This is a genomic window from Parabacteroides timonensis (assembly GCF_900128505.1).
Classification (GTDB): Bacteria; Bacteroidota; Bacteroidia; order Bacteroidales; family Tannerellaceae; genus Parabacteroides; species Parabacteroides timonensis.
Window position 1 is genome coordinate 836,344 of record NZ_LT669941.1, and the last position, 12,412, is coordinate 848,755.

A 12,412-nucleotide genomic window follows, 5' to 3' on the forward strand; every position below is an offset into this window, starting at 1 on the left:
ATTAGTTATTATATTTGCACATGCCCTTCCGCCTGTCCCATATAATACTCCTTTTCATCGCTTTACAAAGCGTAGGGGGTGCGTGGGGGCAAGAGGAAGGGCTTGCTTCTTATTATCACGAACGTTTTCACGGTCGAAAATCGTCCAGTGGTCGTGTTCATGACAAAGATGAACTGGTAGCAGCCCACCGCACATATCCTTTCGGTACTTTCCTTCGCATCACCAACCTCGATAATATGAAAAGCGTTATCGTATGTGTCACCGATCGTGGTCCGCATCGTAAAGGAAGAATTATCGATGTGTCTGCCAGTGCCGCCCAATTGCTGGGATTTAAGAAAAAAGGAATTGCCCGTGTCCGCCTGGAAGAGGTTCCTTGTGCGATCGATCTGCGTTATTTAGATCTTATCTATCCCAAATGTCCTCCTTATCTCGATACCGACCATTTACAGCCAACCCCTCCTTACCGTATGAAAATAGGTCGATGACAACCTTCTAATCAAAATCTAATTTCACTTAAGAATATTCTAATCGGATACACAAGGCCAAAACACCCCCTCCTTATACCTTTGCTTCCAAAAAAAGAAGCAAATGAACAAACGAGTCATTCTCCTATTATTTATTTTACAGGTGTTTACCTTTAATATGCAAGCTGAAGACCAGACGATAAAACTTAATTTGCAGGAAGCCGGACAACGTTTCACCACCTGCAACCTGGAACTGATTGCCGAACGTTACAATATCGACAGGGCCGAAGCCGAAGTCATTCAGGCACGTCTCTTTGAGAACCCTGTTATCTCACTTGAACAGAATGTTTACAACCGTCTGAACGGTAAATATTTCGATGTAGGACGGGAGGGAGAGGCTGTTGTCGAGGTTGAACAACTTATCTATATTGCCGGGCAACGCAACAAACGTATCCGTATGGAGAAGCTGAACAAGGAAATGGCTGTCTATCAGTTTGAAGAAGTTCTACGAACTCTACGCAGCGAGCTCAACAGCAAATTCATCGAATTATACTACACCGGGAAGTCGCTTTCCGTCTACGATAAAGAGATTGTTTACCTGCAACAATTATTGGAAGTAATGAAAGAACAGAATGCGAAAGGAAATATCTCGTTACTGGAAAAGTCGAGGATACAGGCTCTACTGTTATCCCTGCAGCAGGAGAGGAACGAAGCATCCAATCAATTGATCTCCCTACAAGGCGATATGAAACTATTGTTGGGACTGAATGCCTCCGAGTCTTTCGAACCTGTTTTCGATGAATCCGTATTGAACCAGGTCGACATTGCCTCCATCCCTTTTATTGAACTGAACAATCGTCTGGCTGAACGTCCTGATATAAAGATGGCACATACTAATATACAAGTGTCACGTGCCAATGTTAGTCTTCAAAAATCGCTTGCCTTTCCCGAAGTCAGCCTGAAAGGTTCTTACGACCGGGCTGGTAATTTCTGCGATAATTACTTTGCGATCGGCCTGAGTGTATCGGTTCCGATATTCAACCGTAACCAGGGAAATATCAAATCGGCCCGTCTTTCCGTCCTGCAAAATACCAATAGGGAGGAACTTGCACGGAAGCAGGCGGAGAAGGAACTCTTCACCAGCTATGCCCGTCTGGAAAAGGCTGTGAAGCTGTATAATACATCGAATTACGAACTGGAACGCGATTTCGAAACGATCATCGACGGAGTAAACAGTAATTATCGTAAACGTAATATCAGCCTGCTTGAATTTATCGATTACTATCAGGCATATAAAGAAACTTGCCTGCAATTATACCAGACACAGAAAGACGTATTCCTCGCCATGGAAGAGATCAACACCGTGACAAGCAGCGATGTATTTAATTATTAATGAATAACAAGAAGTAAATATATGAAAAATAAGCATTGTATAGTAGTAACACTCTTACTTCCACTGCTCGTAGCATGCGGCAGTAAAACCACCGGACAAGAAGATGGCACGGCCCCTCTCATATTGACTGACAGCCTGCTGAAAGTCGTATCGGTAGAAACGGTACACGAAATCCCTCTCAACAACGAACTGATCCTGAATGGCCGTGTCAGCTTCAACCCCGAACAGGTGGCGAATGTGTATCCCATTTTCGGAGGGAATGTGTCGGAGGTAAACGTAGAAGTGGGCGATTATGTAAAGAAAGGCGATATACTTGCTGTGATCCGCAGTTCTGAGGTGGCTGATTATGAAAAGCAACGAAAGGAGGCAGAACAGCAACTGATCCTGGCAAACCGTAACCTCGACGCTACACGGGACATGTTGAAAAGCGGAATGGCTTCTGAGCGCGATATGCTTCAGGCAGAGCAGGAGGTAAGTAATGCACTGGCCGAACAGAAACGGATCGGGGAGGTGTATTCCATCTATCATATCACCGGTAATTCCGTTTATGAGATAAAAGCTCCTGTTTCCGGCTTTGTCATCGACAAGAATGTAAGCCGGAACATGCAGATACGTTCCGACCAAACCGAGGAACTCTTCACGATCTCCGGCCTCGACAATGTATGGGTGATGGCTGATGTGTACGAAAGTGACATCAGCAAGGTTCGCGAAGGTGCTCCAGTACGTATCACTACACTGGCATATAGGGATAAGGAGTTCACAGGAACGATAGATAAGGTATATAATATCCTGAATGATGAAAGTAAGACCATGAGTATACGCGTCAAACTGAAAAACGACGATTATATGCTTAAACCGGCTATGTTTACCAACGTTTATGTGCAAAGTAACCAGGAAGGCGAAATAATGCCTTGCGTAGATGCCCGTGCCGTTATCTTTGAGAACGGACGGCATTATGTGGTGTGCGTTGACGAAAATAATGAACTGCATGCCTGTGAAGTAACCGTATTCAAGCAAACAGAGAAAAACTGCTACCTGCAGTCAGGCCTGAAGGAAGGCGATCGTATTATCGACAAGAATGCTCTTTTGGTTTATAACGCTTTAAAGTAACGGAACGATGCATAAATTCATAGACAATATAATAGCCTTCTCATTAAAGAATAAATTCTTTATCTTCTTCTGCACCGTCATTGCCATTATCGCCGGCGCCGTCAGCTTTGTTCATACCCCCGTTGACGCCTTCCCCGATGTTACCAACACGAAGGTAACGATCATAACCCAATGGCCGGGACGTAGTGCGGAAGAGATAGAGAAGTTTATCACGATCCCTATCGAAATCGCTATGAACCCGGTACAGAAAAAGACGGACATCCGTAGTACCACCCTGTTCGGACTTTCAGTAATCAACGTGATGTTTGATGATGATGCCGACGACTTTTATGCTCGCCAGCAAGTGTATAACTTATTGAATGACGCCGATTTACCCGAAGGTGTTACACCTGAGGTTCAACCTCAGTACGGACCTACGGGCGAGATATTCCGTTATACCCTGCGAAGCGATAAGCGTTCTGTCCGCGAATTGAAGACCTTTCAGGACTGGGTGATCGAACGTAAATTGCGTGCCGTTCCGGGAGTAGCCGATATTGTGAGCTTCGGGGGTGAAGTAAAGACATTCGAAGTGAGTGTCAATCCGAACCAGCTGATCAATTATAATGTAACTACCCTCGAACTCTATGATGCCATAGCCAAGAGTAATATTAATGTAGGCGGCGACGTGATTACCAAAAGTTCACAGGCCTATGTGGTACGAGGTATCGGCCTGATCAACGATACGAAAGAAATAGAGAATATCGTTGTCAAGAATATCAACGGTACGCCTATCCTGGTAAAACATCTGGCTACCGTAAGCGAATCGAGCCTGCCGCGTCTGGGACAGGTGGGGCGTATGGAGGAAGACGACGTCGTTCAGGGAATTGTTGTTATGCGGAAAGGAGAAAATCCCGGAGAGGTTATTGCCGCCCTGAAAGAAAAGATTACGGATATCCAGGAGAATGCTCTTCCCGAAGATGTAAAGATCGTTGCTTTTTATGATCGTGAGGACCTGGTAGATCTGGCTGTACGCACAGTAACACACAACCTGATCGAAGGCATTTTGCTTGTCACTTTCATTGTGTTGATTTTTATGGCAGACTGGCGTACAACAGTGATCGTATCCATTATTATCCCGTTGGCGCTACTCTTTGCCTTTATCTGTCTTCGGGCGATGGGAATGAGTGCAAACCTGCTTTCGATGGGAGCTATCGACTTCGGTATCATTATCGATGGGGCAGTCGTCATGGTGGAAGGACTTTTCGTCGCACTCGACAAGAAAGCACGCGAAGTAGGTATGCCGGCTTTCAATGTGATGAGTAAGATGGGACTGATCCGCCATACGGCAAAAGACCGTGCGAAGGCGGTATTCTTTTCCAAACTGATCATTATTACAGCACTGGTTCCTATTTTTGCTTTCCAGAAGGTGGAAGGAAAGATGTTCAGCCCGTTGGCTTATACGTTAGGCTTTGCTTTGTTGGGAGCGTTGATCTTTACCTTGACACTGGTTCCGGTACTCTCGTCGATGTTATTGAAGAAGAATGTACGTGAAAAACATAACCCGTTCCTGTCGTGGGTAAACCGGGTATCCGTTTCTATATTTGACCGTTGCCATGCCCATAAGAAAACGACGATCGGTATTGCCTCCCTGGTTGCCGCTGTCGGTTTATGGAGCTTTACGTTACTGGGTACAGAGTTTCTTCCCCAAATAAATGAGGGTTCTATCTATATCCGTGCAACCTTACCACAAAGTATCTCACTCGACGAATCCGTTAAGCTGGCCAATCAGATGCGCCGCAGCCTGGCTTCCTACCCGGAAGTTCGTCAGGTTCTTTCGCAGACGGGACGGCCTAACGACGGTACGGATGCTACCGGCTTCTACAACATCGAATTTCATGTGGATATCTATCCTGAAAAAGAATGGGAAAGTAAGCTGACCAAGGCTCAGTTGATTGAAAAGATGGAAGGAAACCTGGATATCTATCCGGGCGTCGACTTTAATTTCTCCCAGCCGATTACCGACAATGTGGAAGAAGCGGCAAGTGGTGTAAAGGGTTCTATTGCCGTAAAGGTGTTCGGTAAAGACCTTTACGAATCGGAAAAGAAAGCCGTGGAAGTCTACAAAATACTTCAAACCGTCGAGGGTATAGAAGACCTCGGTGTGATCCGTAATATCGGACAACCGGAACTGCGCATCGAGCTCGACGAATCGCGTCTGGCACGTTATGGAGTTGCCAAGGAAGATGTACAATCTATCATCGAGATGGCGATAGGTGGTAAAAGTGCCTCTTTACTTTATGAAGATGAACGGAAGTTCAATATTATGGTTCGTTATGAATCTTCCTTCCGCCGGAGTGAAGATGAGATCGGAAAGATACTCGTCCCTGCCCGCGACGGAACGATGGTTCCTATCAAAGAACTTGCCGATATCCACACGATAACCGGTCCGCTGATCATTTATCGGGATAACCATGCCCGTTTCTGTGCCGTGAAATTCTCCGTGCGCGGACGTGATATGGGGACAGCCGTAGCCGAAGCCCAGCAGAAGGTGAACAAACAAGTGAAACTGTCCGACGGCTACACATTGAAATGGACGGGAGACTTTGAAAACCAGCAACGTGCTACTAAACGACTGGCGCAGGTGGTTCCTGTCAGCATTGCTATTATCTTCGTGATCCTGTTCGTGTTGTTCGGTAATGCCCGTGATGCCGGATTGGTATTATTGAATGTGCCTTATGCAGCGGTAGGAGGGATCATTGCCCTGTTGATTACCCGTTTTAACTTCTCTATCTCGGCAGGGATCGGTTTTATCGCCTTGTTCGGTATCTGTATCCAGAACGGGGTTATCATGATTTCTGATATTAAAGGGAACCTGAAAGCACGAACGCCCTTGCCGGATGCTGTCAAATTGAGTGTGAAAGACCGTGTCCGTTCTGTACTGATGACGGCTTCAATGGCGGCAATCGGTTTGATGCCGGCGGCACTTAGTCATGGGATAGGTTCCGAAAGTCAACGCCCGTTAGCTATTGTTATCATTGGTGGGTTGATAGGGGCAACCTTCTTCACCCTCTTTGTCTTCCCGCTTATGGTCGAAGCCTTTTATAGCCGGATGTTATATGATAAAGAGGGAAAGTTAATACAACGGAGGTTGTAAATTTACGTATATTTGTGCTCCTAAGTAAACAAGATATCAGATGGCAAAAATATTATTAGTAGAAGATGAAGTGAATATCGCCTCTTTCATTGAAAGAGGACTACAGGAATTCGGTCACGAAGTAAGTGTCGCTTACGACGGTGTAGCCGGCTGGGAGTTATTGCAGAAGGAAAACTTCCAGCTTCTGATCCTGGATATCATCATGCCTAAAATGAACGGTTTACAGCTATGCCGTCAATACCGGCAACTATATGGCTATCAATCGCCAGTCGTTATGCTGACCGCTTTAGGAACTACCGACGATATCGTCAGCGGCCTCGATGCAGGGGCCGACGACTATCTTGTCAAGCCTTTCAGTTTTCAGGAACTAGAGGCGCGCATAAAGGCTCTTTTACGTCGATCGGGAGTTGAAACAACCACCACTTCTTTGCAGTGTGGCGACTTGAGTCTCGATCCGACCGGCCATCGAGCGACACGGGGAGAGAAGATCATCGACCTGACCGTAAAGGAATACCGTCTATTGGAATATTTTATCCTGAACCAGGGAACGGCCCTCAATCGTCTGACGCTGTTGAAGCATGTATGGGATAAAGATTTCGATACCAATACGAATGTAGTGGATGTCTATGTTAATTATCTCAGGACTAAGATAGATAAGGATTTCGACCATAAACTGATCCGTACCGTTGTGGGTGTCGGCTATATGATGGAAGCATGAAAACGGGAAACAAGATCGCATTCTTTTATACGGCAATAACCGTCGGCGTTATTGCCTTTGTTACTATTGTTTTCTATTTTATTGCTACAAACTATATCAGCCGCCTGTATTATTCCTACCTGACTGAAAAAGCTTATGCCACCGCAGAGAAGCATTGGGAGAAGGATGAAGTGGACGAAGAAAGTTATGCTCGCATACAAAAACGGTATGAAGAAACCTTGCCGGTGGCTACTGAAATACTATTGAATGCCGATAGTATAGCCGAGTCACATACGGCATTATCGCAATATATGACCGAGAAAGAGGTTGCCCGGCTTTATTCCGGCGAAGTGATTACCTTTCATGAAAAAGAGAAAATGGGTGCCGCTCTTTATTATCCGGATAACGAAGGAAACTTTATTGTCCTGGTGATATCGAACAATCAATATGGGGGTGATATCCAGCAGCGTATCGGTTGGCTATTGCTAGCCCTGATCGTTATCAGTGCCATACTTATTTACTTTGTCGGAAAATTGTATGCAACCCGTATGGTCGATCGTATCGATGCCGCTTACCAAAGTGAGAAAGCTTTTATAAGCAATGCGTCGCATGAGTTGAATAATCCGCTTACTGCTATACAGGGAGAGTGTGAAATCAGCTTATTAAAAGAACGGACTCCGGCAGAATACCAGGCTGCTTTACAGCGTATCGCTTCGGAAACTAAACGTATCATCCAGTTGATGAAACATCTTCTTTTCCTTTCTCACGGTGATAAAGAGATATTAAAGAATGCCACTGAAAATATTATGCTGGCTGATTTTCTGATGCAGTTTGTCGGTAACCGGATCCGTTTTACTACCGATACCTTTGCCTATTGCCTGGAAGCGAATCCCCACCTATTAAAGATCGCTATCGGCAATATCTTGAACAATGCCTGTAAATACTCAGGTGAGAAGCCCGTCGAAATGCGTCTGAAAGGTCCTGTCCTGACCATCGAAGATTCAGGCATTGGCATTCCTTCGGAAGAGATGAAACGTATCTATCAGCCATTTTATCGTGCGAGTAATACCCGCGAGTTTGCCGGACATGGTATCGGCCTTAGTTTGTCACTACGCATTTTGAATTCCTATGGGGCTCAGGTGGACATACATTCCGAAGTGAACAAGGGTACAAAAGTTGTTATAGACTTTGGATAATAAATGTTCGTTCTCATTTGTTTATTGGCAAACTATCTTTATCTTTGATGCCATATTTAACTTATTAAAACCATGTAACTATGAAATTAAAAGAAAGAGTAGGAGAATTCTTCCTCGACATCTCCAAACTGGTAATAGGAGGAATTATCTTGAGTAGTATTGTAAAGGAACCTATTAATAGATGGGTAATATATAGTTTAGGAGCATTTTTCTCATTTTTCTTAATACTTGTAGGATTTGCTTTAATTAGTAATTCAGAAAATAAAAAGAAGGAGGTATAATTATGAATATATATGTATATATGATTATCACAGGGGTAATTATTATCGGTTTATCTTTTGTCTGGTGGGAAGATCGAAAAGAACGTAAACTGCAAGAAGGAAAGCCTGAGAATGATAAACAACAAACCGAATAAATGATAAAGGCTTTCAGTCATTAATTTGTCTGATCATTATCGGGTCCTGCTAAGTAATATTTAGCAGGGCCTGTTATTTTCAAATCTTCCGGCCGTACACCTTCAGCCTCTTCGGGTGTTATTAATCCACGATCAACCAGACGGCTAAGTATCACCTGATAAAACTCCGTATAATAAGGTTTCAGTTGTAAGCCGTCAAAGCAGTAACGGACATGTTTCGGTTTGGGTATGATACTGGCAAGGAAGATACATTCTCCTAAAGACAGAGCCGATGGCTCTTTGGCAAAGTAAAAATGCGAAGCCTCGGCCGCACCGTAAATAAGCGGTCCCCATTCGACTATATTCAGGTAAACTTCAAACATCCGTTCTTTAGAAGTAAGATGGTTGCTCTCTATGAGCCAGACAATCAATATCTCTTCCAGCTTACGGGCAATCGTCTTGTTACGGCTCAAAAAAACATTTTTCACCAGCTGCATACTTAACGTACTTCCACCTCGGGCAAAACGTCGCTCTTTCAGGTCCAGTATCAGGGACTCGCGAATCGCACTCGGGATAAAACCATTATGGTAAAAGAAGCCTGCATCTTCACTTTGCATAATTGCCAGTGGCAGATAACGCGATACCATAAGGAAAGGGCGGAAAGAGGGATTGCCTTCACCTACCTCGAATGTGCGTACCGGTTCATCATTCTCGTAAACTGTATATTCGAAGGGTTCGTTCATCTTGCGTAGATCGGTATTCCCATATTGAGTGATCTGGAAATTCCGGGCAGTAAGCGATGACTCCAGTTGCAAGCTATCCAATGAGGCAAAGTCGACATCCAATAGAAAGTGATAAGATAATGTTCCGTTAGCCCTCAGTCCTTCCAGATTATTAAACAGTCCCTTCGGAAGGGAGGCAAACAAGTCATTCGCAGGAAAATCCTGTTTATTTACCGAAGCGGTTATATGCCAGTTATTACTTTTCTCTGCTTTTAAATAGAGATGGAAATCCAATTGGTTAAAGTTTATCTGGGAGACACTATCCAGCTCCAAATAGTTCTTACCGATATTCACCTGACAATCGAATGTTCCCCGGTCGAGTAGAACCGTATCGGGAGAGATACGTTGTTGATGAAGCGTCAACCCACTTATATGTGCCTGCCCTCGGACAGCGTGTAAATCATTCTTTTGCAATATTTCCTCCAATTTGAACGCCAATGTATCAAACTGTATTTGTGCTCCCCAACGGTAGTTCAGGAAAGGGAGAGTGATCTTTGTATTCTCTTTGGCATGTAACCGGGCTTCAATCTTCTTTTCCCTGTCCTGCAGTATACCCTCACAAACCCATTCGCTTTGTACTCCATTTTCCGTACTACGTATTCCGGTCGTGAAACGACTATCTTCAATGACCAACGAAGGTACCTCGATCAGGAGTTCATCCCCTTTATTTAGATAAGAAACACTTAGATTACGTAAAGTTGCATTATCAGGAAGTAACTTAAAAAGTAGACCGAATAGCCGGCTTGTCTTTCGTGCAAAATTCTGTTCTGTTTCGGTATGGACTGTTACATCTTGGGATGTAGCAGTATGATACAGAAAATCGAAATTAGAAGTTGTGTCCTTTTTAATAAAGGAAATGTTCACCCCATCGGCTTCAATACTCTTTACAGAAATTTTAAAAAGAAGAAGAGAAGAACAGTCCAATTTCACCCGGAAAGAATGGCTTTGCAGAAAAGTGTCTGCATCCTGCGGAATCACAGATAGCCCTTCGATCTGTATACCACTCAGGCCGACCATACTAATATCGTCATAGTGAATGGATATTCGGCGTGCTTCTTCCAACTTCTCCAGTTTATGCCCAATGTATTGCCGTACGAATATATTCCGTACGAAAAACAAAAGTAAAACCAATGCCGTTAAAAGAATGACACCTGTTACTATTACTTTCCTAACAGGTTGATGCATATATTCTTCTTGTTTAAAACGGGAGTAAAAGTAGATGTATTTATTAAATATACCAACGCTTTTCTTCAACATTCTACCTCTTTATTCTGTTTTAATAAAAAACAAATAAAACGAGTATGTCATACAAGATTGCATTTTTTGGAGCTAAGCCTTACGATATAGCTTCTTTCGATAAAGTAAATGAGCATTTTAACTACGACATCAAATATTTTAAGGGACATCTTAATCCTAACAATGTTGTCCTGACGAAAGGGGCCGATGTGGTCTGTATCTTTGTTAACGATACGGCTGATGCGGCTGTTATCGACGCAATGGCAGAAAATGGCGTTAAGCTGTTAGCTCTACGTTGTGCCGGTTTTAATAATATAGACCTGACAGCAGCCAAAGGAAAACTTCCGGTAGTACGTGTTCCGGCTTATTCACCGTATGCAGTTGCTGAATATTCAGTGGCATTAATGCTTTCGCTAAACCGGAAAATACATCGTGCTTACTGGCGTACCCGCGACGGTAATTTCTCACTGAATGGGATGATGGGATTCGATATGCACGGAAAAACAATCGGCATCATCGGAACGGGGAAAATCGCCAAGATACTGATTAAGATATTAAAAGGCTTCGGTATGCACATTCTTGCTTACGACGTATATCCTGACCATAAATTCGCAGAAGAAGAAGGGATCACTTATACAACACTGGATGAATTATACCATAAATCGGATATAATCTCATTGCATTGCCCGCTGACGGAGGAAACCCGTTATCTTATCAATGACCAGTCGATCGATAAAATGAAAGACGGCGTGATGATTATAAATACCGGGCGCGGTCAGTTGATTCATACCAATGCACTGATAGAGGGACTCAAAGAAAAGAAGATCTCGGCAGCCGGACTGGATGTGTACGAAGAAGAAGGTGATTACTTCTATGAAGATAAATCCGACAAAATTATTGATGACGATGTACTGGCACGCCTGTTATCTTTCAACAATGTGATCGTGACTTCGCATCAGGCCTTCTTTACCAAGGAGGCAATGCATAATATTGCGGAAACGACCTTACAGAATATCGAAGATTTGCGTCTTAATCGTCCATTAGTGAACGAAGTTATTCTATAAAGAGACTATTTTTTATCGCTGATTTATTATATTTTTGTGGCCATTGTCCGGTGTGAACCAGGCAATGGCTTATTAATTTAAAGAGTTATGGTAATAGATAATCAAACAGGACTTGTATTGGAAGGCGGGGGGATGCGTGCCATCTTCACGGTCGGTGTATTAGACTATTTTATGGATCACGATATCTGGTTTCCCTATACGATCGGCGTATCGGCTGGAGCCAGTAACGGTATTTCGTATGCTTCCCGGCAACGGGGACGCTCAAAGTATAGTAATATCGATCTATTGAAAAAGTATAATTATATTGGCCTTCGACACTTTCTGAGTGGCCGGGGATATATTGATATGAAATATTTGTTCTATACATATCCGGAGCGGGATTATCCACTCGACTTCGATACTTACTTCAAGTCGAAAGATCGTTTTGTGATGGTTACCAGCAACTGTTTAACGGGTAAAGCGGAGTATTTTGAAGAGAAACAAGATAAAGACCGTCTGGTAGATATCTGTTGTGCTTCCTGCTCATTGCCGGTATTGTGTCCGGTTGCGTATGTGGATGGTATTCCGATGGTAGACGGTGGCGTTTGTGATGCTATACCTATCCAACGCGCTATTGATGACGGTTTCCCTAAAAATGTTGTTATCCTAACCCGCAATAAAGGATACCGCAAAAAAGATAAAGACTTTTATCTTCCCGGTTTCATTTATAAACAATATCCTGCTATACGCGAACAACTAAAACTAAGATATAAACGATACAATGAGGTACTCGATTATATCGATCAACTGGAAACAGAAGGAAAGGTATTTGTGATCCGTCCGGAAAAGAAGATAGAAGTAGGACGGACGGACAGTAATCCGGATCGGTTGGAAGCCTTATATAATGAAGGGTATGCGCTTGCAGAGCGTTTAGTAGGGGCGGCCCTTACGACCGCCCGCTAAG

Annotated in this window: 11 protein-coding genes; 10 read left to right on the forward strand and 1 reads right to left on the reverse strand. The window is 43.7% G+C overall.

Going from position 1 to position 12,412, the window contains the following annotated elements; all coding sequences use genetic code 11:
- The first annotated feature begins 20 nt into the window (after positions 1–20).
- From BQ7394_RS10985 to BQ7394_RS26475, 8 genes are all read left to right on the forward strand, one after another.
- Positions 21–485: a septal ring lytic transglycosylase RlpA family protein gene (locus BQ7394_RS10985; RefSeq protein ID WP_075557482.1), complete on the forward strand. Its 465-nt coding sequence runs from the start codon at positions 21–23 to the stop codon at positions 483–485.
- 103 nt (positions 486–588) lie between these two features.
- The gene (locus tag BQ7394_RS10990; RefSeq protein ID WP_075557483.1) at positions 589–1,857 is read left to right on the forward strand and encodes a TolC family protein; all 1,269 of its coding nucleotides are present in this window, start codon (positions 589–591) and stop codon (positions 1,855–1,857) included.
- A 21-nt stretch (positions 1,858–1,878) separates the two neighbouring features.
- Positions 1,879–2,967: an efflux RND transporter periplasmic adaptor subunit gene (locus BQ7394_RS10995; protein ID WP_075557484.1), complete on the forward strand. Its 1,089-nt coding sequence runs from the start codon at positions 1,879–1,881 to the stop codon at positions 2,965–2,967.
- Positions 2,968–2,974: 7 nt separating this feature from the next.
- On the forward strand, positions 2,975–6,100 hold the full coding sequence (locus BQ7394_RS11000) for an efflux RND transporter permease subunit (RefSeq protein ID WP_075557485.1): 3,126 nt from the start codon (positions 2,975–2,977) through the stop codon (positions 6,098–6,100).
- A gap of 40 nt (positions 6,101–6,140) precedes the next feature.
- A complete protein-coding gene (locus tag BQ7394_RS11005) occupies positions 6,141–6,818 on the forward strand; it encodes a response regulator transcription factor (RefSeq protein ID WP_075557486.1) in 678 nt (225 codons plus the stop codon).
- Positions 6,815–7,993 carry a sensor histidine kinase gene (locus BQ7394_RS11010; RefSeq protein ID WP_075557487.1) on the forward strand — a complete coding sequence of 393 codons (1,179 nt, stop codon included), beginning with the start codon at positions 6,815–6,817 and terminating at the stop codon, positions 7,991–7,993. The genes BQ7394_RS11005 and BQ7394_RS11010 overlap by 4 nt, the downstream gene beginning before the upstream one ends.
- A gap of 80 nt (positions 7,994–8,073) precedes the next feature.
- Positions 8,074–8,274, forward strand: coding sequence for a DUF6722 family protein (locus BQ7394_RS11015; RefSeq protein WP_075557488.1), 201 nt, complete (start codon positions 8,074–8,076; stop codon positions 8,272–8,274).
- A gap of 2 nt (positions 8,275–8,276) precedes the next feature.
- Positions 8,277–8,408 carry a hypothetical protein gene (locus BQ7394_RS26475; RefSeq protein ID WP_262497543.1) on the forward strand — a complete coding sequence of 44 codons (132 nt, stop codon included), beginning with the start codon at positions 8,277–8,279 and terminating at the stop codon, positions 8,406–8,408.
- A gap of 20 nt (positions 8,409–8,428) precedes the next feature.
- Here BQ7394_RS26475 and BQ7394_RS11020 read toward each other — a convergent pair whose 3' ends face one another.
- Positions 8,429–10,426, reverse strand: a complete 1,998-nt coding sequence (locus tag BQ7394_RS11020) for a biosynthetic peptidoglycan transglycosylase (protein ID WP_235848729.1) — start codon at positions 10,424–10,426, stop codon at positions 8,429–8,431.
- A gap of 44 nt (positions 10,427–10,470) precedes the next feature.
- Here BQ7394_RS11020 and BQ7394_RS11025 point away from each other — a divergent pair, with 44 nt between their 5' ends.
- Positions 10,471–11,469, forward strand: a complete 999-nt coding sequence (locus tag BQ7394_RS11025) for a 2-hydroxyacid dehydrogenase (protein ID WP_075557489.1) — start codon at positions 10,471–10,473, stop codon at positions 11,467–11,469.
- A gap of 87 nt (positions 11,470–11,556) precedes the next feature.
- Complete coding sequence (locus tag BQ7394_RS11030; RefSeq protein WP_075557490.1) at positions 11,557–12,411, forward strand: patatin-like phospholipase family protein; 855 nt, start codon at positions 11,557–11,559, stop codon at positions 12,409–12,411.
- Position 12,412: the final 1 nt, after the last annotated feature.